We start from the raw sequence: 21,472 nt of genomic DNA, 5'->3' as shown, positions 1-21,472 counted from the left end.
CTCACGGAGCGGTGCCGCGCAATCCCCTGAGGGTGGTGAGCGCGATCTCGACGTCAGGCGGGGGGCAGGTCGTCCGTGAGATAGCGCTGGACGGCCGGGCCGACCAGCGCGGCGACACGGTCCGCCGGCATCGACGCCAACGGCTCGATCGGCACGAGGAACCGTGCCATGAGCATGCCCGCCACCTGCGAGGCTACGAGCACGGTCCGCAGCCGCGCGTCCGCGACGTCGAGCCGGCGCACGATCGGGCCCAGGATCTCCGCGCCGAGGAACTGCGGCAGCAGCTCGCGCAGCCCCGGGTCGGTCATCACCGCCGGGATGACGAGGCGCACCGTGGTGCCGCCGTCCGCGTCCCACAGCTCGACGACGGCCCGCACGAGCCGCTCCCCCAGCCCGTCGACCGGCCCGTCCGCCGCCACGCGCGCGACGACGGCCGGGTCGACGTCGGCCAGCCCGAGCGACGCGGCGAAGAGGCGCGTCTTGTCGCCGAACCAGTGGCGGACGGTGCCCGGGTCGACGCCCGCGCGCCGCGCGACCGAGCGCACGGACGCCGCCTCGTAGCCGCGCTCGAGGAACTCCTCGCGGGCGGCGGCGAGGACGGGCTCCCGGGTTCCGGCGCCCGCCGGCCGACGCCCGCGACGCCCGGCCTCCTGGCCGTGGGTGCCGTCGCCCGTCATCCCGTCCTGCCCGTCATCCCGCACGGCTCGTCACGACGCCGCTCAGCCGTGCTCGGCGGCGAGCTCGCGCGACCGGTCCCGGGCCGCCTCGAGCGCGTCGAGGAACGCGGCGCGCACGCCGCCGTCGTCGAGCTTGCGCAGCGCGGCCACCGTGGTGCCGCCCGGCGACGAGACCTTCTCGCGCAGCAGGACCGGGTGCTCCCCCGTCTCGTCGAGCAGCTTCGCGGAGCCCAGCACGGTCTCGACGGCGAGGCGCCGCGCGACGTCGCGGGTGAGGCCGAGCAGCACGCCGGCCTCCGCCATCGCGTCGACCACGTAGAAGACGTAGGCCGGGCCGGAGCCCGCGAGCGCGCCGAACGCGTCGATGTCCTTCTCCGCGACCCGGAACACGTGACCGGAGCCGGCGAGCACCTGCTCCACCAGGGCGACGTCGTCCTCGCGGGCGGCCGAGCCCCCGACCACCGCCGTCACGCCCGCGCCCACCAGGGCGGGTGTGTTCGGCATCGCCCGGACCACGGGGGTCCCCGCGGGCAGCCGCTGCTCGAAGAACGACAGCGGCAGCCCGGCGGCGACGCTCACGACGACGGCGCCCGGCTCGAGGGAGTCGGCGACCCGGTCGAGCATCGCGCCCACGTCCTTCGGCTTCACCCCGACGACGACGACGTGCGCGCCCTCGACGGCGGCGACGTTGTCCGTCGTCGCGCGGACCCCGAACCGCTCGGTGAGATGCGCGCCGCGCTCCGGCCGGCGGGAGGTGGCCACCACGTCGTGCGGCGCGACCCCCGCGGACAGCGCGCCCGCCAGCACCGCCTCGCCCATGTTGCCCGTGCCCAGGAACGCCATCTTCACGCCGCCCACCCGGGTGTTCTGGGGGGCGCCGGCCTGCTCGTCAGTCTGCTCGCTCACGGGCACCACGGTACGTCGCGCGCGGCTGTCGGGACCGCCGCGCGGGCTACAGCGGGTAGGCGGAGTAGAAGTCCTCGACCAGTTCCGCCGGGCCCGTGGCCTGCAGCACGGCCGTGCCGTTGCGCCACGTGACGACGGCGGTGCCCTCCGACGAGCCCGGCGTCACGACGTACGCGCCGACCTTCGTGCCGTCCACGGTCACGTCGCCCTCGCCCGTGGGCTCGCCGGCCGCCTTGACCAGCGCCTCGTACGCGGCGGCCGCGGCGTCGTCGTCCTCCCACTGTCCGGCCTCGACCTGCACCGTCGTCGCGCCGTCGCCCGTGCCGTCCGCGTACGTGAGCTGCCACGCCTCGACGGCGTCGGCCTCCTTCTCGCGGTTCTTGTCCTCCGTCACGCCCTGCAGCGCCAGCGCGAGGACCGTGTCCGGCTGCGCCTTGAGGAACGCCGTCTGCGACTCCGGGCGCCCGCTCGGCGCGATCGTCGGCGTCGGGACCGGCGCCGTCACCGTGGCCTGCGGGGTCGGCTCCTCGCGCGCGAACCCCGGCCACACGAACGCCGTCAGCAGCACCACCAGCAGCACCAGCGCGCCCGCGGCCGACGCGACCACGATCCGACGACGGCGGAACACCTCCGGCGACGGGCGGCCGTTCCCGCCCGTGCGTGCCTGGCTCACGATGTCCTCCTGCGGGGTCGGCGGCGGTGCACGAGGAAGCCTAGGCCGTGCGGGTGGGTGGAAGCGGGACCTCGGCGCAGCACGTCCTCGGGTGGCCCCACCGACACGCATGGGTGCCGCGCACTACGCTGCACGCGTGACTCATCCGAGCGACGACGTCGTCCTGCGCGGCCGGTACCCGGGCTCCCGCGTGACCCTTCCCCCAGGAGCCGACATCGTCGCGATGGTCGACACGCTCTTCCGCCTGGCGCAGCCCGAGCTCGACGAGGACACATCGTACGGCGTGGTCGAGGAGGCCACCGGGTGGAGCCGGGACGTCGTGGCCGCCCTGTGGTTCCAGGCGTTCGCGTCGCTCCACGCCCGGGTCACGGGATTCTCGTGCTGGGACGTGGACGGCGTCGTGGAGGACGCCGTCGCCGCCCGCGCGAGCGCGGACCCTGTCCTCGTGATGCGGTACTTCCCGCCGGTCGCGACCTTCCCCGAGCTTCCCGCCGACCTGCCGCCGGGGGCACTCACCGCGGAGCCCTGGTTCGGCGCCGTCGGAGCGGGCCTGGCCGACGCGCGCGCCTGGGTCACCTCGGCGCCGCCCGCCGACCTCGCTGGCGCGTACGCACGGCTCCTCGCCGACGCCGGCCGCTCGGGTCTGCACCCGGTCGTCGTCGACTTCACGGCGCAGGACCCGTGCCCGTGGGGCGCCCGTGACACCCAGGTGGAGCTCCTCGACGCGGAGAGCGCCCTGGCCGCGATCCGCACCCAGCACGCGGAGGCCTTCGGCGGCTCGCTCGCCCTCGGCGAGCACCGCGAGCTGGCGCGAGGGTCGACCGCGCCCGTGGAGTCCGCCCCGGACCGGACCGCGCTGGACCTGGTCCGCAGCCTCGTCACGCCGGGCGGCGCGGCAGGGCCGTACGGGCTCGCGCTCGTGCCGGCCCGCCGAGGCGCCGACGTCCTGGCAGCCACGGGGTGGACCGGTGCCGCCAACCACACGGCCACGCCCGCGCAGCTCAGCGCGGTGCTGCGGTCCTGGGAGGAGCGGTTCGGCGCCCGCCTGGTCCTGCTGTCCTCGTCGCGGATCGGCCTGTCCGTCGCGAACCCTCCGACCGACGTCGAGCAGGCGACGGCGCTCGCGCGCGAGCACCTCGCCTTCTGCCCCGACACCGTCTTTGCGGGCTACGACTCCGAGGACGAGTATGCGCACCAGCTCGTGGGACAGGAGATGTGGGTCTTCTGGTGGGACTGACCCGCGGCCGGGGCCGGTCCGCACCCGGAGCATCACGGGCCACCGAACGTTCTTAGCCCGACGCCTCTGTCAGAACCCGGGCCGCACGTAAGGCAGCTTCCGTTGCGCCGCCGCCATCATGTCCTCGTACGCGGCGAGCCAGCCACGCACCGTCGCGGTGGCGTGGCCGTGGGGCAGTTCTTCTTCCATGTCTTCGAGAAGGGCCGCCAGGGTGTCGCCGTTGATCGCGAGTGCCGGAAACGCCCGGGTGGAGTCCTCCACAAGTTGCAGGTTTCCACGGCGATCCAGCGATTCGAGAGTCATCTCATCACCTCCGACTCGAGCCAGAACCAGACACAGATCGCTTCATGCCCGCGTGGGACCCACATTGACGACGTCAGGTATCCGGCCAGCCGTCCCAGGGCGCGTGGAAGCCGAGAAGGTCCGGGTACAGCTCTGCCCAGTCGGGCGGCCCGTCGGGATCGAGTTCGTCGTCGTGCCTCTCGAGCACGAGGCCGAACCGCACGCCGTCAACGAAGACCTCGAAGGGCCGGACGGCGATGTCGCCGAAGAGCGCACCGGGCAGGGTGGCCAGCAGCTCTTCCAAGCGTGCCTCGCCCCGCGCCAGGGGCGACTCCGGCGTGCCGCGCAGGCGCTCCTCGTCGCGCGCCGTCCCCGCGGCCCAGATGTCGGAGCCCGTGTGGTGGCCGTCGTCGTCGAACCGGTGCAGCACCACGAACAACCGCTGCAGGTCCCGCCGGTCCGCTCCCCCGGAGGGCCCCTCGGGTGACGCGTACGTGATCGACGCGAAGAACTGTCCGCCGTCGTACCGCCCGATCGTCTCGGTCCGGTAGTCGGGCACGTGGGCGATCGGGATCGCCTCGGGCACGGGCATGGCGCACACCCTAGGCCGTGCTCCGGACATCACCGCAGCAGCAGCTCCACCCCGGGGTGGTCCGCGAACACCTCCAGCACGAGCTCGGCGTACGTCGGGCCGCGCCCGGCCTCGAGGTCCGCGAGGCGCCCGCGGAACAGCGCGGCGTCGAACCGTGGGTCCGCGAGCATCGCCAGGTAGTGCTCGCGCGTCGCGGCGAAGCCGAGGGCGTCGCGGGAACGGTCGAAGGCGTGCCAGACGACGGTGACCCGGTCCGCGCCGTGCGCGGCGCCGAACCCGCCGCGCAGCAGGTCGTCCAGGGCGTCGAGGCCCGGCCGGAGCCGCCGGTCCTCGCCCGCCATGAAGACGCGGTCCAGCTCGTCGTAGAACGTGGCGACCGACTCGATCCGGCGGCCGTCGAGGTGCAGCGTGCGATGCAGCCCCTCGGACGTGGTCGCGTCCTCGACGGCATCGTCCGGGACGAGCTCGTCGTACTCCGTGAGCTCGGTGCGCCAGTACTCGGCGCCGTCGCGGGTGCGGTGCACCGCGCCCAGGTCGACCATCGCGCGCCGCGCGCCGACCGGGTCGGCGGCGAGCTCCGAAAGGCGGTCCGTGAGCTCGCGCTCCCCCAGCGGCTCCAGCAGGTCGGGCAGCGTGGCGTGCGCGAGCCAGCGCGCCACCACCCGGCGGTGCTCCCACCGGCGCGGCATCGCCAGCAGGCGCCCGTCGTGCAGGAACCGCGTCACGTCGGGGTTCACGGGGACCACCCGGCCATCATCGCGCGCGGCCCGCGCCGGTGTCGGTGCCTCCCCCTAGCGTCTGACGACGTGAGCACCACGACCTCCTCCCGCACCCGCGCCAAGCAGTCGCGCCCCGGCTACCGCTGCACGGAGTGCGGGTGGACCACCCCCAAGTGGGTGGGCCGCTGCGGCGAGTGCCAGGAGTGGGGCACGGTGACGGACGAGGGCCCGGCGTCGGCCGGGCCGCGCACGGTCGCGACCAGCCCGGGCCGCGCGCCGGCGCGCCCGATCGGGGACATCGACGTCGCGGCCGCGCAGGCGGCACCCACGCAGGTGCCGGAGCTGGACCGCGTGCTCGGCGGCGGGCTCGTGCCCGGCGCCGTGGTCCTGCTGGCCGGGGAGCCCGGCGTCGGCAAGTCGACCCTGCTGCTCGACGTCGCCGCCTCCTACGCGCGCGGGGCCGACGGTCGCGACGCGCGCACCGTGCTGTACGTGACGGGCGAGGAGTCCGCCGGGCAGGTCCGCCTGCGCGCGGAGCGGGTGGGCGCGCTGGCGCCGACGCTGCTGCTCGCCGCGGAGACCGACCTCGGCACCGTGCTCGGCCACATCGAGGCCAACCAGCCCGACCTGCTCGTCGTGGACTCCGTGCAGACCATCGCCTCCACGGAGGTGGACGGCGCCCCCGGCGGCGTGAGCCAGGTGCGCGAGGTCGCCGCCTCGCTCATCGCCGTCGCGAAGGAGCGGCAGGTGCCGGTGCTGCTCGTCGGGCACGTCACCAAGGACGGCACGGTGGCGGGCCCGCGCACGCTCGAGCACCTGGTCGACGTCGTGTGCCAGTTCGAGGGCGACCGGCACTCGCGGCTGCGCATGGTCCGAGCGGTGAAGAACCGCTACGGACCCACGGACGAGGTCGGCTGCTTCGAGCTGTCCGAGAAGGGCATCATCGGGCTGAGCGACCCCAGCGGCCTGTTCCTCTCCCACCTCGGCGCGGGCGTGCCCGGCACGTGCGTCACCGTGACCCTCGAGGGCCGGCGCCCGCTCGCCCTCGAGCTGCAGTCGCTCGTCGCGCCGTCGCCGCTGGCGAACCCGCGCCGCACGACCAGCGGCGTCGAGTCGTCCCGGCTGGCGATGATCCTCGCCGTCCTGCACCGGCACGGCGGGCTGCGGCTCGCCGACCAGGACGTGTACGTCTCGACGATCGGCGGCGCCCGCGTCACCGAGCCCGCAGCCGACCTGGCCACCGCCCTCGCGATCGTGTCCGCGCGCACGGGCGAGCCGCTGCCCACCGGCACGGTCGCGCTCGGCGAGGTCGGGCTCGCGGGCGACATCCGGCCGGTCACCGGGCTCGACCGACGGGTCGGCGAGGCGGCGCGCCTCGGCTTCGTCCGGGCCGTCGTGCCGGCCGGCGCGGCGGTCAAGGCACCGGCCGGGATGCAGCTCCTGGAGGCCCGGCACCTCGCCGAGGCCGTCGAGCTCGCGGGGGTCGGCGTCCGATCGGCGGATCGCCGGGGCGAGCGCCCCTCCGCGTCGTAGGATTCCCCCGTGGCTCCCTCCTCCGTGCACTCCGATGCCCTGCTCCGGGAGACGCTTGCCGCGGTCGCCCCCGGCACCGAGCTGCGCGACGGCCTCGAGCGCATCCTGCGCGGCCGCACGGGCGCGCTCATCGTCCTCGGCCTCGACAAGACCGTGGAGCAGATGTGCTCCGGCGGGTTCGAGCTCGACGTCCAGTTCTCGGCCACGCGCCTGCGCGAGCTGTCGAAGATGGACGGTGCCTGCGTCCTCGACCACGACGCCACCCGTATCCGCCGAGCCGCCGTCCAGCTGCTCCCGGACCCGTCCATCGAGACCAGCGAGTCCGGCACCCGCCACCGCACCGCGGAGCGCGTCGCCAAGCAGTCCGGCCTGCCGGTGATCTCCGTCAGCCAGTCGATGCGGATCATCGCCATCTACGTCGGGTCGCACCGGCACGTCCTCGAGGACCCCGACACCATCCTCGGCCGCGCGAACCAGGCCCTCGCCACCCTGGAGCGCTACCGCTCCCGCCTCGACGAGGTGTCGGGCACCCTGTCCGCGCTGGAGATCGAGGACCTCGTCACGGTGCGCGACGTCTGCTCCGTCGTCCAGCGCCTGGAGATGGTGCGCCGCATCTCGGAGGAGATCGACGGGTACGTCGTCGAGCTCGGCGCCGACGGGCGCCTGCTCGCCCTGCAGCTCGACGAGCTCATCGGCGGCATCGGTGCCGACCGCGACTTCGTGGTCCGCGACTACGTCGAGCTCGAGCGCAGCGGCCGCTCCCTCACCGGGGTCCAGGCCGACCTCGCCGCCCTCGACTCCGCGCAGCTCCTCGACCTCGGCCACATCGGCCGCGTGCTGGAGCTGCCCGGCGGCGGCGTGGCCCTCGACGCCGCGGTGGCGCCGCACGGCTACCGGCTCCTGTCGAAGGTGCCGCGCCTGCCCGCCGCCATCATCGAGCGCCTGGTCGGGCACTTCGGGGGGCTGCAGAAGCTCCTCGCTGCGAGCGTCGACGACCTGATGGCCGTCGACGGCGTCGGCGAGCAGCGTGCGCGCGCCGTCCGCGAGGGGCTGTCGCGACTCGCCGAGTCCAGCATCCTCGAGCGCTACGTCTGACCTGAGCGATCCCTGACCTGGGGCGAGACCCCGGTCACCCCGCGACGAGATCCCTGTCAGCCGGACAGTCGAGTCAGCCGGACAGTCGAGTCGGCCGGGCGGGCGAGGGTCTCGACTCAGCCCAGCCGGGACGCCTTCTCGTCGGCCTCCGCCTTGCGGTCCGGGGCGCGCTCCGCCCCGTCCTTCTTCCGTCCGTGGTCCGCGTCGTCGCCCTGCGAGTCGTCGTCCTCGCCGCCCGCCGACGAGTCGGTCGTGTCCGCAGACTTCGCGTCCGCGGACGTCGCGTCGCCTGACTTCGCGTCGTCTGACTTCGCGTCGCCCTCAGCGGCGTCTCCCTCGGGTCCGTCGCCGCCCGTCGGTGCTCCGTCGTCGGTGGCCTTCGCCTTTGCGGCCACGGTGAAGGTGACGGGGTCGCTCTTCGCGCCGGGCACGTCGACGAGCGACGCGGTCGCCTCGTAGGTGCCGGCGGGGACGGTGGGCTGGCCCTTGCAGCCCTTGCCGGACGTCTGGGACTTCCAGTGCACCTCGCCCGCGTTGAGGTCGCCCGGGCCGAGGAGCAGGAGCCGCGAGCCGTCCGCGCAGTCCGACGACGACCAGACCCGCTCCTTGCTCGCGGCGTCGACGATCGTCACCGCGCGGCTGGCGGCGGTGCCGTTGAACGTGCAGGGCACGCGGCCCACGTTGGTCACCCGCACCATGAACGACATCGGCGACCCCGCCGTCACCGTCGTCGCGCTCGACGACAGGCGCAGCTCCACGGCGTCCGGGGTGCAGGTCGTCCACGGCCCGCCGGCGTTGATGGGCTCGGGCGCGGCGACCTTGTCGGCCGGCAGGCTCTCCGGCCCGGCGAGCATCCCGCGCACGCCGTCGACCGCGCGGCCCAGGCCGTAGCCGCCGACCACGCCCGTCGCGCACAGCAACGCCACCACGAGCAGCGTCACCACCGTCGAGCGGCGCGCACGGCGCGGCGCCGTGCGCGGCCTCCCCGTCCTCGACCTCGCGGGGCGCGAGGCCGTGCGTCCGGCCGACGCCGAGCGCGCACCACCGCGCGACGCTCCCGGGGCGACGAGCTGGGACGTCGTGACCACCCGACGGTTTCCGCCCCGGGCTCCCGACGAACGGTTCAACGACGACCGAGCCGACGACGACCGGCTGCTCGACGAACGGCTGGTCGACGACCGGCTGGTCGACGACCGGCTGGTCGACGAGCGGCTGGTCGACGAGCGGCTGGTCGACGCACGCGTCGTGGACGAGCGGGCCGACGAGGCCTTCGCGCCCCCGGACCGTGCTCCGCCTCCCGACCCCGACCTGGCGGAGGCGCCGCGGGCCGCGCCCTTCGGTGCCTGCTTCGGTGCGGGCTTCGAGGTGGACTTCGCACCACTCCGGGACGCGGACGCCGAGGGCTTCTTCGGGGCCGGCGTGGCGCCGCCCTTGCCGGCACCGGTCGTCGTGCCACGCGACGTCGTGCCACGGGGCGAGGCGCCCGAGCGCCCGGACGCGCCGGAGCGCGCGCCGGCGCCGCGCGAGGTGCTGCCACCTCGACGCCCGTCGTCCGCACGTGCCACGGGCCACCCCTCCGTCTCGAACCGCACCGCTCCCCTCGAACGGCGCGGCGGCGCCACCGTACGACGTGCAGGTTCGCCGACCACGGAGCCGCGCCGCCGGCCGTCGCACCCGGGACTTGTCAGGGCCACAGAGGGGTATACCCCGCCCTGGCTCTGACAGCTCGACGCACTCGCGAGTTGTCAGGCCCACGGCGGGGTATACGCCCCTGTGGCCCTGACAGCTCGGCGGGTGGTGTGCCGCTCGTGGGACACAATGGGCGACCGTGCAGACCCTCCCGCTCGCCCCGACGCCGTCGGCCGCTGCGTCCCCGGACCCGCTGGTCGCGCGGACGGTCGCGTGGTTCGACGACGCCGCGCGCGACCTGCCGTGGCGGCGGCCCGACCGCACGCCGTGGGGCGTGCTGGTCAGCGAGGTGATGCTGCAGCAGACGCCGGTGGTACGGGTCGAGCCGGTGTGGCGGGCGTGGCTGGAGCGGTGGCCGACGCCGGCCGACCTCGCCGCTGCCTCCACCGCCGACGTGCTGCGCGCGTGGGACCGGCTCGGCTACCCTCGCCGGGCGCTGCGCCTGCAGCAGTGCGCGGCCGCGATCGTCGAGCGGCACGACGGCGCCGTCCCCGACGACGAGGACGCCCTGCGCGCCCTGCCCGGCATCGGCGAGTACACGGCCGCGGCCGTGCGCGCGTTTGCGTTCGGCCGCCGCTCCGTCGTCGTCGACACCAATGTGCGCCGCGTGCTGGCCCGCGCCCGCGGCGGCACCGCGCTCGGGGCCCCCTCTCCCACCGCCGCGGAGCGTGCCCTCGCCGCCGCCGTCGTGCCCGAGGACGACGCCACCGCCGCTCGCTGGGCCGCCGCGTCGATGGAGCTCGGCGCCGTCGTGTGCACCGCCCGCGCTCCCCGCTGCGGCGCCTGCCCGGTCGCGGACCTCTGCGCGTGGCGCGCCGCCGGGCACCCGCCCGACGCCCACGCGCACCGCCGTCGCACCCAGGCCTGGCACGGCACCGACCGCCAGGTGCGCGGGCGCGTCATGGCCGCGCTGCGCGGCGCCGCGGACCCGCTGCCGCGCGCGCTGCTGGCCGACTCCGGTCCCGACCAGGCGCAGGTGGACCGCTGCCTCGCCGGCCTCGTCGAGGACGGCCTCGTCGAGCAGGACGACACCGGGCGCTACCACTTGCCTACCTGACGCCGTCCGTCGTTGCTGTGAGCGGGCGATTGGCCCTGATCCGGGCCGAGTTCGGGGCCAAACGCCCGCTCACAGCACCAGGTGAGATCACGGCTCCGGGTGACGTCAGAGCTCGAGCAGCATCCGCGTGTTGCCCAGGGTGTTCGGCTTGACGCGCGCGAGGTCGAGGAACTCGGCGACGCCGTCGTCGTGGGAGCGCAGGAGCTCTGCGTACACCTCCGCGTCGACGGGCGTGCCGTCGATCTCGCGGAACCCGTGGGTGCGGAAGAAGCCGACCTCGAACGTGAGGCAGAAGACGCGGCGCAGCCCGAGCTGGCGCGCCCGCCCGACGAGCCCCTCGACGATCGCGTGCCCGACGCCGCGACCCCGCCAGGCCGGGTCGGCGGCGAGGGTGCGGACCTCGGCGAGGTCGTCCCACATGACGTGCAGGGCGCCGCAGCCGACGACCTCGCCGTCGGCGTCGGCCGCCACCAGGAACTCCTGGACCGCCTCGTAGTAGCCGACCATCTCCTTGGCCAGCAGGATGCGTCGCTCGGCGTACGGCTCCACGAGGCGGCGCACCGCCCGCATGTCGGCCGGGAGAGCGGGGCGGACGGCGTACGACGCACCGTGGTCGCGGGACGGGTCCGGGTGCACGGCGTCACTCTACGAGCGCGGACCCTCGCGGGCGCGGCCGTCCCGCTGCACGGACGTTCACGAGTCCTCCACGAGCGCGACGGCGGTGGCCTCGTCGATGACCAGGTCGGTCACGACGCCGGCCGCGAGCGCCGCCCGCAGCGGCACCACCTTGTTGTCGCCCGCGACGGCGCACAGCCGCCGGGGGATGCGGCGCAGCTCGGCCGGGGCGGGCCCGGTGGCGCGGGCGTTGAGGGAGATGTCGCGGTACGTGCCGTCCGACCGGATGAAGACGGTGCACACGTCGCCCACCACGCCCTCGGCGTCGAGGACGGCGACGTCGTCGGGGTCGAGGTAGCCCGCCGAGTACACGTGCGAGGGGACGCCGCCGGTGAGCGCGCCCACGGAGAAGAGAGCGATGTCGGCGCGGGACTGGACGTCGAGCACGCGGCGCACGGAGCGCTCGCGCCACATGGCCGCCTTGGTCTCGGCGAAGTCGAAGAACGCGGGGACGGGGAAGTAGTGGACGGACGCGTCGAAGGCCGTCCCGAAGCCTGCGATCAGGTCGCCCGCGTAGGTCATGCCCGAGGTCCTGGTGTTGGCGGCGCCGTTCAGCTGCACGACGGCGGCGCCGCGGGTGGGCTTGTGCGGCAGGTGCTCGGTGATGGCGGCGAGGGTCGTGCCCCAGGCGACGCCGAGCACCATGTCCGAGTCGAACCAGCGGGCCAGCAGGCGGGCGGTGGTGACCGAGACCTGCTGCAGGCGGTCGTCGTCGGTGGCCGAGTCGGCGACGGGGACCACGTAGGCGTCGATGCCGTGCCGCTCGGCGATCTCCTGGCTGAGCCCGGGCGCCCGGGACGGGCCGGGACGCAGCGTGATCTCGACGACGCCGGTCTCCCGGGCGCGCTTGATGAGCCGCGAGACGGTGGACCGGGACGTGCGCAGGTGGCGCGCGATCGTCTCCATCTTCATGTCCTGGAGGTAGTACATCGTCGCCGCCATGACGACGTCGCGTTCCCGGTAGCTCGCCATGGCTCCAGGATCTCATCCTGCACGTTCGTGCACCTGGCTTGCGCGGACGTGCCAGCGGTGCTGACCTGGGAGCGTCCTCGTCGACCGGAAGGAACCCCCGATGGCCTCCACCCGCCTCACGGCCGAGTCGCGCACCCAGGCGCTCGCCGCGCTGAAGGGCTCGCAGTCCCCGAGCGGTGAGCTCGACGTCCTCGTCATCGGCGGCGGGGTCACCGGCGCCGGCATCGCGCTCGACGCCGCGACGCGCGGCCTGTCGACGGCGATCGTCGAGGCGCAGGACTGGGCCTCCGGCACGTCGAGCCGCAGCAGCAAGCTGGTCCACGGCGGCCTGCGCTACCTGCAGATGCTCGACTTCCACCTCGTCAAGGAGGCGCTCACCGAGCGCGACCTGCTGCTCAAGGACATCGCGCCGCACCTGGTGAAGCCCGTCCCGTTCCTCTACCCGCTGGAGCACCGGCTGTGGGAGCGCGCGTACGTCGGCGCCGGCATCGCCCTCTACGACACCCTCGCGTCGCTGGCCCCGGGCCGCCGCGCCATGCCGCTGCACCGCCACCTCAGCCGGCGTCAGATGTCGAGCAAGTTCCCCGACCTCGCCCACGACGCAGCCATCGGCGCCGTCCAGTACTGGGACGCCTCGGTCGACGACGCCCGCCTCGTCACGACGCTGGTGCGGACCGCCGTGAGCTACGGCGCGCACGCCGCCGCCCGCACGCAGGTCGTGGGCCTCACCAAGGGCGCGACGGGCGCCGTCAACGGTGCGGTGCTCGTCGACCTCGAGAGCGGCGAGGAGATCACGGTGCGCGCCCGGCACGTCATCAACGCGACCGGCGTATGGACCGAGGACACCGAGGCGCTGTCCGGCGACGAGGGCGGTCTGCGGGTGCTGGCCTCCAAGGGCGTGCACATCGTGGTCCCGCGCGAGCGCATCAAGGGCACAGTGGGGCTCATCCTGCAGACCGAGAAGTCCGTGCTGTTCGTGATCCCGTGGTCCCGCTACTGGGTGGTCGGCACCACCGACACCCCGTGGAACCAGGACCCGACGCACCCCATCGCCACGGCGCAGGACATCGACTACATCCTCGACCATGCGAACGCCGTCCTGGCGCACCCGCTGAGCCGCGACGACATCATCGGGACCTACGCGGGCCTGCGCCCCCTGCTGCAGCCCGGCACCAAGGAGGGCACCAGCTCCGCCAAGGTGTCGCGCGAGCACACCGTCGCCAGCCCCGTGCCCGGGCTCACCGTCATCGCGGGCGGCAAGCTCACCACCTACCGGGTGATGGCGAAGGACGCCGTGGACTTCGCCATCGGGCAGCGCGCGGCCGCGCTGCCGTCGATCACCCACAAGATCCCCCTGCTCGGCGCGGTCGGCCTGCAGGCCACGCGACGGCTGGCCCGCACCTGGGCCGCCCGCTTCGGGTGGAAGCCCGCGATGGTCGACCACCTGCTGCACCGGTACGGGTCGTCCCTGCGCCAGCTCGTCGACCTGTGCGAGCAGGACCCGTCGCTGGCCCAGCCGCTCGAGCACGCGCCCGCCTACCTGCGCGCCGAGATCCACTTCGGCGTCAGCCACGAGGGTGCCCTGCACCTCGAGGACCTGCTGCTGCACCGCACCCGCCTCGTCTACGAGGTGCCGGACCGCGGGCTGGCCGCCCTCGACGAGATCGCCGACATCGCCGCGCCGCTCCTCGGCTGGGACGCCGCCACGCGGCAGGCCGAGGTCGACGCCTACACCGCCCGCGCCCAGGCAGAGGACGAGGCGGAGCTCCAGCCCGACGACGCGAGCGCCGAGGCCGTGCGCCTGCGCGCGCCCGACGTCGCCGCCATGCAGCCCCTGCGGGGCTGATCCCTTCCCGGCCGGGCGACCGGCCGGGCTTCCGCGAGGCGATGCCGCCCGCGGGCTCTCCGGTCCCGGAGAGGACAACGTGGTCCCTCAAGAGAAAGAGAACCGACGATGGACTCATTGATCATGCAGGCGTTCTGGTCCGAGATCCTCGGGACCGCGACGCTGATCCTGCTGGGCGCCGGCGTCGTCGCCAACGTGGTGCTCCCGAAGACCAAGGGCTTCGACGGCGGCTGGCTCCTCATCAACTTCGGATGGGGCCTCGCGGTGTTCGCGGGTGTGTTCACCGCCTACAAGTCGGGAGCCCACCTCAACCCGGCCGTCACGATCGGCCTGTTCAGCGCGGACATGCCGTTCTACTCGGTCACCGGGCCTGGCGGGGCGATCACCGCGACGATCGAACCGACCGTGAGCAACATGTTCATCTACTTCGCCGCCGAGATGATCGGCGCGATCATCGGTGCCGTGCTCGCGTTCGTGGCTTACAAGAACCACTTCGACCAGGAGGCCCCCGCCGCCACCAAGCTGGCGGTGTTCTCCACCGGGCCGGAGCTGCGCTCCTACGGCTGGAACTTCATCACCGAGGTCATCGCGACCTTCGTGCTCGTGTTCTTCGTCGTCGTGTCCGGCAAGACGCCGTCCGGCCTGGGGCCGCTCGCCGTCGCCCTCATCGTGGTCGCGATCGGCGCCAGCCTCGGTGGCCCCACCGGGTACGCCATCAACCCTGCCCGTGACCTCGGCCCGCGTATCGCGCACGCCCTCCTGCCCATCAAGGGCAAGGGCTCCAGCGACTGGGCCTACTCGTGGGTGCCCGTGGCCGGCCCCCTCGTGGGCGGCGTGCTCGCCGGCCTGCTCGGCGCCGTGTACTCCTGACCGACCCCGCCGGCCGGGCCCTGCCGGGCCCGGCCGGCACCCTCTCCACCACATCGACGTGAAGGGCATCCCCCATGGCTGACTACGTCCTCGCCATCGACCAAGGCACGACGAGCTCGCGTGCCATCGTCTTCGACCACTCCGGCCGGATCGTCTCCACCGGCCAGCTCGAGCACGACCAGATCTTCCCCAAGGCGGGCTGGGTCGAGCACAACGCCGAGCAGATCTGGAGCAACGTCCGCGAGGTCGTCGGGCTGGCGCTCACCCGCGGCAACCTGGCACACACCGACCTCGCCGCCATCGGCATCACCAACCAGCGCGAGACCGCCGTCGTGTGGGACAAGAACACCGGCAAGCCCGTCTACAACGCCATCGTGTGGCAGGACACCCGCACGCAGGCGATCGTCGACGAGCTCGGCGGCTCCGAGGGTGCCGACAAGTACAAGTCGATCGTCGGCCTGCCGCTGGCGACCTACTTCTCCGGCCCCAAGGTCAAGTGGATCCTCGACAACGTCGAGGGCGCGCGCGAGGCCGCCGAGAAGGGCGACCTCCTCTTCGGCAACACCGACACCTGGGTGCTGTGGAACATGACCGGCGGGCCCGACGGCGGCGTGCACGTCACCGACGTCACCAACGCGTCGCGCACCATGCTCATGGACCTCGACACCCTGAGCTGGCGCGAGGACATCGCCGCGGACATGGGCATCCCGCTGTCGATGCTGCCCGAGATCCGCTCCTCCTCCGAGGTGTACGGCCAGGGCCGCCCCCGCGGCCTCGTGCCCGGCGTGCCGATCGCCGGCATCCTCGGCGACCAGCAGGCGGCCACCTTCGGCCAGGCCTGCTTCGAGACCGGCACCGCGAAGAACACCTACGGCACCGGCAACTTCATGCTCCTCAACACGGGCACGGAGAAGGTGCCGAGCAAGAACGGCCTGCTCACCACCGTCTGCTACAAGATCGGCGACGCCCCCCAGGTGTACGCCCTCGAGGGCTCCATCGCCGTCACCGGCTCCCTCATCCAGTGGCTGCGGGACAACCTCGGGATGTTCGAGGACGCCCCCGACGTCGAGTGGCTGGCCCGCAAGGTCGAGGACAACGGCGGCGCCTACTTCGTGCCCGCGTTCTCCGGCCTGTTCGCGCCGTACTGGCGGCCCGACGCGCGCGGCGCGCTCGTCGGCCTCACCCGGTACGTCAACCGCAACCACATCGCGCGCGCGGCGCTCGAGGCCGTGGCCTTCCAGACCCGCGAGGTCGTCGACGCGATGAAGCTCGACTCCGGCGTCGACCTCACCGAGCTCAAGGTGGACGGCGGCATGGTGGCCAACGAGCTGCTCATGCAGTTCCAGGCCGACCAGCTCGGCGTCGACGTCGTGCGGCCCAAGGTCGCCGAGACGACGGCGCTCGGCGCCGCCTACGCCGCCGGCATCGCCGTCGGGTTCTGGAAGGGCGAGGAGGACGTCACCGCGAACTGGGCGGAGGACAAGCGCTGGTCGCCGGCCATGGCCGAGGACGAGCGCGAGCGGCTCTACCGGTCCTGGAAGAAGGCGGTCACGAAGACGTTCGATTGGGTTGATGCTGACGTGCAGTAGTTCTGCTTGAGCCCGCGGCGGGGACGGACCTCGTGCGGGCGGTCGCGTTCACGGGCGCCAGGGCGCCCTCCACTTCGGGACATCTACGACCGCCCGCACGACGTCCGTCCCCGCCGCTCTGCGTTCGCCCTCCGCCCGGTGGTGGACTGGGCTGCTGGGTGCTGTGCTCCGCTCGGCCGCTACCGCTGCCACTGCCACTGCCTGTGCCGGGTGCCGGGCGGCGCCCGCCGGGCCGTCCGCTACGGTGCGCTCGTGGATCGGGACGAGGCGAGGGACCGGCTGGCCGAGGCCCTGTGCCTGTTCCGCGACGAGGTGCGGCCCGCCACCCGGGAGCGGCTGGTCACCGCAGCGGTGGAGGCGCTGGTCGCCGGGCTCGACTCGCCCGCGCTCGCCGAGCTGGCGGGCGCGTATCCCGACGACGCGCCGTCGGCGCTCCGGCTGACGGCGGACACCGCGGCGGCCGAGCTCCGGCTCCACGTCCCCGCCCCGGACCAGGTCGAGACGGTGAAGGTCCGGCGCAAGATCCTGGACCTGCTCGCGGGCTCGATCAGCCCGCGCGAGCTGGCCGCCTGGGCCCACCGCGAGATCGGCCACGAAGGGCTCCCCTCAGCACGGTGGTTCGTCGAGGCGGACGACGAGTACGACGTCCTCGAGTACTCGACGCTGACCGTCGAGGACCTGGACCGCTCCCTCGCCGATCACGCCCGGGCCTTCCTCGCCGACCCGGCGAACGACCCCTGGGCGGCGGCTCACCGACCGCCCGTCTGACCGGGGCGGGGCCCGTCGGACGCGTCGTCCGCCAGGAACGTCCGCGCCGTGGCGACCAGGAGCGCGCGCTCGCCCTCGACGGTGAAGCGGTCGTCGGTGGCGACGCGCTCCAGGAAGCCGCCGGACAGCAGGACCAGCCACGAGGCGATGCGGGCGGGCGCGAGGTCGGCGCGGACCTCGCCCGCGGCCTGGCCGCGCTCGATCCACGGGACCAGGAGGTCGCGCTGGGCGCGGTCGTCGTCCGCCAGGGCCGCCGCGACCGCCGGCAGGTGCATGACGCCGGCGACGGCGCGCACGAAGCCGGGGATGCGCGGGTCGGCCGCGTCGTCCGCCCAACCCGCCAACAGGTCGAGCAGGACGCCGAGCGGGTCGGTGCGGCCCTCGAGGGCCGCCGACTTCTCGACCGTCTCGGCCGTGCCCAGCTCGAGGATGGCGAGCACCAGCTCCGTCTTCGTGGCGAAGTAGTGGAAGAACGTGCCCGAGCCGATACCGGCCTGCCGACAGATCGCCGCCGTCGTCGCGCCCTCGTACCCGCGCTCCGCGAGGACGGTCAGCCCGGCGTCGATGATCTGAAGACGGCGCGCCTCGTGGCGCGCGGGGTCAATGGTGCGTGCCACGGGCATTCTCGGTCACGGGGGCGGCGGGGACGGCGAACCGCCGGGCCTGGAGCCGGTCGCCCCGGACGCGCGCAACGATGCCGTGCGCCGCGAGCTCGGCGTCGACCTCCGCCACCGCGCCGGCGTCCTTGCGCTCCGCGAGCCGGCGGCGCAGCAACGCGTGCTCGGCGGGGGCGAAGCCCGGGCGCCCGTCCATCCACCGCTCGTACTCGTGCTCGTGCGGGTCGGCGTCGCGCCACGGCCAGCCGTGCGCCTCGAACGCGCCCCGCACCTCGGCCGTGCGCAGCGTGTCGGCATCCAGCCGGGCCCGCGGCGCGCCGCCCGGGCCGAGGAGGACCAGGTACCGGCCGTCGCGGAAGACGTCCGCGACGTCGCCCCGCTCCACCCAGCCCTCCTGGTCGTCCGTGCGGTGCTCCAGGTGGTCGGCCGCGACGGTCAGGCGCAGCGCCTCCCCGATCGTCGACAGCGCCAGCAGCGTCCCGACCAGCACGCCGAGCCCCCCGAGGATCGGGACGGACCAGGCCGGCGGCAGGCCGGCGAGCAGCCCGACCGGGCCGAGGTCCGGCAGCGGGCTCGACTCCAGGAAGCCTTCCAGCCAGCGGGCGAGCGGCGGGAGGCCGACGCCCAGCCCCACGCCGAGCAGGACGGTCGCCGCGAGGACGAGCAGGGGCACGGCGCGAGGCTGGCGGACCTCGGTCACGGACGAGGCGGAGGTTCGGGGCACGACCTCATTGTTGGAGCAGTCGCTCTATTAATGCAACCCGGCCTAGGCTGTGCCGGTGAGCACCACGGGCAGGACCACCATGCGCGAGTACACGATCCCCGGCGTCCACGTCACCGACCGCACCCTCACGGTGCCGCTGGACTGGTCGCACCCCGACGACGGGCGCACGATCTCGCTCTTCGTGCGCGAGCTCGTCGACCCCACCCGACAGGCCGACGACCTGCCCCTGCTCGTCTTCCTCCAGGGCGGCCCGGGCGGCAAGGGCCCCCGCCCCACCGGCCCGGACGGCTGGGCGGGCGAGGCGCTCAAGCGCTTCCGCGTCGTCCTGCTCGACCAGCGCGGTACCGGCCGCTCGACGGCGGTGCGCGCGGGAGCGCTGACCGCGCTCGGCTCCGCCGAGGCGCAGGCCGAGCACCTCTCCCACTTCCGCGCCGACGCCATCGTCGACGACGCCGAGCATGTGCGGAAGACGGTCTACGGCGGGCGCCGCTGGTCCACCCTCGGCCAGTCGTACGGCGGGTTCCTCACGCTCACCTACCTGTCGCGCGCGCCCGAGGCCGTCGCGGCGTCGTACGTCACCGGCGGCCTGGCGGGCCTGACCGCGAGCGCCGAGGACGTCTACCGGCGCACCCAGCCGCGCGTCGTCGCCAAGAACGCGCTCTACCGCGAGCGGTACCCCGACGACGTCGAGCGCGTGGCACGGATCGCCGACCGCATCGCCGCGGGAGACGTGCGCCTGCCCGGCGGGGACCTGCTCACCGTCGAGCGCTTCCAGACGCTCGGCATGGCGTTCGGCATGGGCCCCGGCTTCGAGCGCGTGCACTGGATCGTCGACGAGGCGTTCGACGACGACGGCGCGGGCGAGCTGTCCGACACCTTCCTCGCCGAGGTGGAGGCCGCCACCGGCTTCGCCACCAACCCGATGTACGCCGTCCTGCACGAGTCGATCTACGCCCAGTCCGGCACCGGGGCGACGGCGTGGGCGGCGCAGCGCGTGCGCGACGAGGACCCGTCGTTCGCCGGCGACGCGCGGCCCCTGCTGTTCACCGGCGAGATGATCTACCCCTGGATGTTCGAGCAGGTCGCCGCGCTGCGCCCGTTCCGCCCGGCGGCCGAGGCGCTCGCCGCGCGCAAGGGCTGGGGCGACCTGTACGACCTCGACGTCCTGGCGCGCAACGAAGCCCCGCTCGAGGCCGCCGTCTACCACGATGACATGTTCGTGGACGCGGGCCTGTCCCTGGAGACCGCCGGGCACGTCGGGAACGCCCGCGCCTGGGTGACCAACGAGTTCGAGCACGACGGCCTGCGGCTCGGCGACGTGTTTCCCAAGCTCCTCGCCCGCATGGACGCCCGCGGCGGCGCGCGGTCGTGAAGACGTGGTCCGTGGTCCCGCGAGGTAGTTGACGACTCGGCGAAGTAGTTCACGACTCGGTGAGGTAGTTCACGGAGCAGTCGTGACGCGAGGCGGTCCCGACCGGCCTGCTCACAGCGCCGCGCTCCAGGCCTTCCCGGGCCAGTACGCCCACTCCTCGAAGTCCACCACGCGGCCGTCGGGGGCGAAGCGCAGCACCCACAGGTCGCGGTACTCCTGCTCCCGCGGCGCGGTGTAGCGCACCTCGACCCGGACGACGGCGACGTCCCCCTCCACGGCGAGCGGCTCGGCCGCCATCGTGAACGTCGCGCCGGTGTCGACGGTCCAGAACCCGCGGATCGCGGCGTGACCCACGAGCTCCTCGGGGTCGTACGGGGAGCGCGCGTACCGGGCGTCGGGCGTGAAGAGCCGTTCGACGGCGTCCGCGTCGCTGTCCCGCCACGCCGCCTCGTACCCGGCGACCCACCGTCGTACCGACACCCGGTCCGCTGCCATCCCCGCAGTATGCGCGCGGGAGGAACTACCTCGCCGAGTTCCGGACTACCTCGCCGAGTTCCGGACTACCTCGCCGAGTTCCGGACTACCTCGCCGAGTTCCGGACCACCTCGCCGAGTTCCGGACCACCTCGCGGGAACTGGACCACCACGCCGGGGTGCGGGAACCGCGGGGTACCGTCGTTCGTCGGACTACCGGCGGCGCCCGCCCGGGCGCGCCACGTGAAGCAGAAGGCGACCTCATGAGCACCACCTCCCCCACCCCGATCCTGCGTGCGGCCGACCTGGTGGTCGGGTACGGCGGCCCGGCGATCCTGGAGGGGATCGACCTGGTGCTGCTGCCGGGGGCGGAGCCGGTGGGGATCGTGGGCGAGTCGGGTGCCGGCAAGTCCACGCTGGTGCAGGCGCTGCTGGGGCAGCTGCGGATCCGCGAGGGCCACGTGACGTTCGAGGGCCGCACGGTGGGCAAGCTCGGCTGGCGGGACAAGAAGAAGTTCCGCGCCGCGGTGCGCACGGTCGCGCAGAACGGGCTCGACGCCGACCCGCGGTGGACGGTGGAGCGCGCCGTCTCCGGTGCGCTGTCCGACGCCCGCAAGGCCGGCCGGGCGAGCGGCCGCACCGTCGAGCAGCTGCTCGACGACGTCGCGCTGGAGCCGCAGTTCGCCGGGCGCACCATCCACTCGCTGTCCGGCGGGGAGAAGCAGCGGCTCGCGCTGGCGCTCGCCCTCGCCACCCGGCCCGACGCGATGCTGCTCGACGAGCCGCTCACCGCCGTCGACCCGGCGATGCGCGGCGAGATCGTACGCCGCCTCGCCGACGTCACGCGCGCCGAGGGCACCGCCGTGCTGCTGGTCTCGCACGACGTGGAGCTGGTCGCGCGGTTGTGCCCCACCGTGCACGTGCTGGCCGAGGGCCGGTTCGTCGCGTCCGGGCCGATGAGCGACGTGCTCGCCGCCGGCGCGGCCGACGACGCCCACCCCGCCGTGCGCGGCCTCGCCGAAGCCGCCCCGCTGGCGGCGCAGCGCTTCCGCTGACCGAGCCCCAGCGTTGTGAGCGGGCGTTTGGCCCGGTTTCGCCCACGAAAC

Annotated in this window: 23 protein-coding genes; 11 read left to right on the top strand and 12 right to left on the bottom strand. The window is 74.1% G+C overall.

Going from position 1 to position 21,472, the window contains the following annotated elements; all coding sequences use genetic code 11:
• Nucleotides 1-53: 53 nt before the first annotated feature.
• From ACFWDO_RS15170 to ACFWDO_RS15160, 3 genes are read right to left on the bottom strand one after another with little or no spacing between them, the layout of a single operon-like run.
• Nucleotides 54-677, bottom strand: coding sequence for a TetR family transcriptional regulator (locus ACFWDO_RS15170; protein WP_380321444.1), 624 nt, complete (start codon nucleotides 675-677; stop codon nucleotides 54-56).
• 42 nt (nucleotides 678-719) lie between these two features.
• Entirely contained in the window at nucleotides 720-1,583 is an 864-nt protein-coding gene (gene proC, locus ACFWDO_RS15165) for a pyrroline-5-carboxylate reductase (RefSeq protein ID WP_380321450.1), read from the bottom strand.
• A gap of 46 nt (nucleotides 1,584-1,629) precedes the next feature.
• A complete protein-coding gene (locus ACFWDO_RS15160; protein WP_380321453.1) occupies nucleotides 1,630-2,256 on the bottom strand; it encodes a hypothetical protein in 627 nt (208 codons plus the stop codon).
• Nucleotides 2,257-2,392: 136 nt separating this feature from the next.
• On the opposite strand from ACFWDO_RS15160, the gene ACFWDO_RS15155 reads away from it, so the two are divergent.
• Nucleotides 2,393-3,493 carry a DUF4253 domain-containing protein gene (locus tag ACFWDO_RS15155; RefSeq protein ID WP_380321456.1) on the top strand — a complete coding sequence of 367 codons (1,101 nt, stop codon included), beginning with the start codon at nucleotides 2,393-2,395 and terminating at the stop codon, nucleotides 3,491-3,493.
• A 69-nt stretch (nucleotides 3,494-3,562) separates the two neighbouring features.
• Here the strand turns inward: ACFWDO_RS15155 and ACFWDO_RS15150 are convergent, their stop codons facing one another.
• The 3 genes from ACFWDO_RS15150 to ACFWDO_RS15140 all read right to left on the bottom strand — a co-directional run bounded on the left by ACFWDO_RS15150 (nucleotide 3,563) and on the right by ACFWDO_RS15140 (nucleotide 5,113).
• Complete coding sequence (locus ACFWDO_RS15150; RefSeq protein ID WP_380321459.1) at nucleotides 3,563-3,796, bottom strand: hypothetical protein; 234 nt, start codon at nucleotides 3,794-3,796, stop codon at nucleotides 3,563-3,565.
• Between the two features lie 73 nt (nucleotides 3,797-3,869).
• Complete coding sequence (locus ACFWDO_RS15145) at nucleotides 3,870-4,367, bottom strand: hypothetical protein (RefSeq protein ID WP_380321462.1); 498 nt, start codon at nucleotides 4,365-4,367, stop codon at nucleotides 3,870-3,872.
• Nucleotides 4,368-4,396: 29 nt separating this feature from the next.
• Entirely contained in the window at nucleotides 4,397-5,113 is a 717-nt protein-coding gene (locus ACFWDO_RS15140) for a DUF2087 domain-containing protein (RefSeq protein ID WP_380347012.1), read from the bottom strand.
• A 60-nt stretch (nucleotides 5,114-5,173) separates the two neighbouring features.
• On the opposite strand from ACFWDO_RS15140, the gene radA reads away from it, so the two are divergent.
• Both radA and disA read left to right on the top strand, forming a co-directional pair.
• The gene (gene radA / locus ACFWDO_RS15135; RefSeq protein WP_380321468.1) at nucleotides 5,174-6,619 is read left to right on the top strand and encodes a DNA repair protein RadA; all 1,446 of its coding nucleotides are present in this window, start codon (nucleotides 5,174-5,176) and stop codon (nucleotides 6,617-6,619) included.
• Nucleotides 6,620-6,628: 9 nt separating this feature from the next.
• Nucleotides 6,629-7,714 (top strand): DNA integrity scanning diadenylate cyclase DisA, encoded by a 1,086-nt coding sequence (gene disA, locus ACFWDO_RS15130; protein WP_380321471.1) that lies wholly within the window; start codon nucleotides 6,629-6,631, stop codon nucleotides 7,712-7,714.
• A 116-nt stretch (nucleotides 7,715-7,830) separates the two neighbouring features.
• Here disA and ACFWDO_RS15125 read toward each other — a convergent pair whose 3' ends face one another.
• On the bottom strand, nucleotides 7,831-8,655 hold the full coding sequence (locus ACFWDO_RS15125) for a hypothetical protein (RefSeq protein WP_380321474.1): 825 nt from the start codon (nucleotides 8,653-8,655) through the stop codon (nucleotides 7,831-7,833).
• A gap of 31 nt (nucleotides 8,656-8,686) precedes the next feature.
• Between ACFWDO_RS15125 and ACFWDO_RS15120 the strand changes: the two genes are divergently transcribed.
• On the top strand, nucleotides 8,687-9,436 hold the full coding sequence (locus ACFWDO_RS15120; RefSeq protein WP_380321477.1) for a hypothetical protein: 750 nt from the start codon (nucleotides 8,687-8,689) through the stop codon (nucleotides 9,434-9,436).
• A gap of 106 nt (nucleotides 9,437-9,542) precedes the next feature.
• Nucleotides 9,543-10,460, top strand: coding sequence for an A/G-specific adenine glycosylase (locus ACFWDO_RS15115; RefSeq protein WP_380321480.1), 918 nt, complete (start codon nucleotides 9,543-9,545; stop codon nucleotides 10,458-10,460).
• Nucleotides 10,461-10,565: 105 nt separating this feature from the next.
• Here the strand turns inward: ACFWDO_RS15115 and ACFWDO_RS15110 are convergent, their stop codons facing one another.
• Nucleotides 10,566-11,096: an amino-acid N-acetyltransferase gene (locus ACFWDO_RS15110; protein WP_380321483.1), complete on the bottom strand. Its 531-nt coding sequence runs from the start codon at nucleotides 11,094-11,096 to the stop codon at nucleotides 10,566-10,568.
• A 57-nt stretch (nucleotides 11,097-11,153) separates the two neighbouring features.
• A complete protein-coding gene (locus ACFWDO_RS15105; protein ID WP_380321486.1) occupies nucleotides 11,154-12,107 on the bottom strand; it encodes a sugar-binding transcriptional regulator in 954 nt (317 codons plus the stop codon).
• Nucleotides 12,108-12,207: 100 nt separating this feature from the next.
• Between ACFWDO_RS15105 and ACFWDO_RS15100 the strand changes: the two genes are divergently transcribed.
• The 4 genes from ACFWDO_RS15100 (at nucleotide 12,208) to ACFWDO_RS15085 (ending at nucleotide 17,180) form a co-directional block, all read left to right on the top strand.
• Entirely contained in the window at nucleotides 12,208-13,953 is a 1,746-nt protein-coding gene (locus ACFWDO_RS15100) for an FAD-dependent oxidoreductase (protein ID WP_380321489.1), read from the top strand.
• Nucleotides 13,954-14,061: 108 nt separating this feature from the next.
• Nucleotides 14,062-14,823: an MIP/aquaporin family protein gene (locus ACFWDO_RS15095; RefSeq protein ID WP_380321492.1), complete on the top strand. Its 762-nt coding sequence runs from the start codon at nucleotides 14,062-14,064 to the stop codon at nucleotides 14,821-14,823.
• 74 nt (nucleotides 14,824-14,897) lie between these two features.
• The gene (glpK, locus tag ACFWDO_RS15090; RefSeq protein WP_380327159.1) at nucleotides 14,898-16,412 is read left to right on the top strand and encodes a glycerol kinase GlpK; all 1,515 of its coding nucleotides are present in this window, start codon (nucleotides 14,898-14,900) and stop codon (nucleotides 16,410-16,412) included.
• A 252-nt stretch (nucleotides 16,413-16,664) separates the two neighbouring features.
• Nucleotides 16,665-17,180 (top strand): hypothetical protein, encoded by a 516-nt coding sequence (locus tag ACFWDO_RS15085; protein ID WP_380326593.1) that lies wholly within the window; start codon nucleotides 16,665-16,667, stop codon nucleotides 17,178-17,180.
• On the opposite strand, the gene ACFWDO_RS15080 is transcribed toward ACFWDO_RS15085, so the two are convergent.
• Nucleotides 17,162-17,797 carry a TetR/AcrR family transcriptional regulator gene (locus ACFWDO_RS15080; RefSeq protein ID WP_380326596.1) on the bottom strand — a complete coding sequence of 212 codons (636 nt, stop codon included), beginning with the start codon at nucleotides 17,795-17,797 and terminating at the stop codon, nucleotides 17,162-17,164. The two genes, ACFWDO_RS15085 and ACFWDO_RS15080, sit on opposite strands and share 19 nt — an antisense overlap.
• Nucleotides 17,781-18,521, bottom strand: a complete 741-nt coding sequence (locus ACFWDO_RS15075; RefSeq protein WP_380326599.1) for a hypothetical protein — start codon at nucleotides 18,519-18,521, stop codon at nucleotides 17,781-17,783. The genes ACFWDO_RS15080 and ACFWDO_RS15075 overlap by 17 nt, the downstream gene beginning before the upstream one ends.
• 79 nt (nucleotides 18,522-18,600) lie before the next feature.
• Between ACFWDO_RS15075 and ACFWDO_RS15070 the strand changes: the two genes are divergently transcribed.
• Nucleotides 18,601-19,893 carry an alpha/beta fold hydrolase gene (locus ACFWDO_RS15070; RefSeq protein ID WP_380326608.1) on the top strand — a complete coding sequence of 431 codons (1,293 nt, stop codon included), beginning with the start codon at nucleotides 18,601-18,603 and terminating at the stop codon, nucleotides 19,891-19,893.
• Nucleotides 19,894-20,004: 111 nt separating this feature from the next.
• Here the strand turns inward: ACFWDO_RS15070 and ACFWDO_RS15065 are convergent, their stop codons facing one another.
• On the bottom strand, nucleotides 20,005-20,388 hold the full coding sequence (locus ACFWDO_RS15065; RefSeq protein ID WP_380326602.1) for a YybH family protein: 384 nt from the start codon (nucleotides 20,386-20,388) through the stop codon (nucleotides 20,005-20,007).
• A gap of 241 nt (nucleotides 20,389-20,629) precedes the next feature.
• Here ACFWDO_RS15065 and ACFWDO_RS15060 point away from each other — a divergent pair, with 241 nt between their 5' ends.
• Nucleotides 20,630-21,421, top strand: coding sequence for an ABC transporter ATP-binding protein (locus ACFWDO_RS15060; RefSeq protein WP_380326605.1), 792 nt, complete (start codon nucleotides 20,630-20,632; stop codon nucleotides 21,419-21,421).
• The last annotated feature ends 51 nt before the right edge of the window (nucleotides 21,422-21,472 follow it).

The organism is Isoptericola sp. NPDC060185 (assembly GCF_042728595.1).
Classification (GTDB): domain Bacteria; phylum Actinomycetota; class Actinomycetes; order Actinomycetales; family Cellulomonadaceae; genus Isoptericola.
The sequence above is the reverse complement of the archived record's forward strand: the minus strand, read 5'-3'. Positions and strand labels throughout refer to the sequence as shown.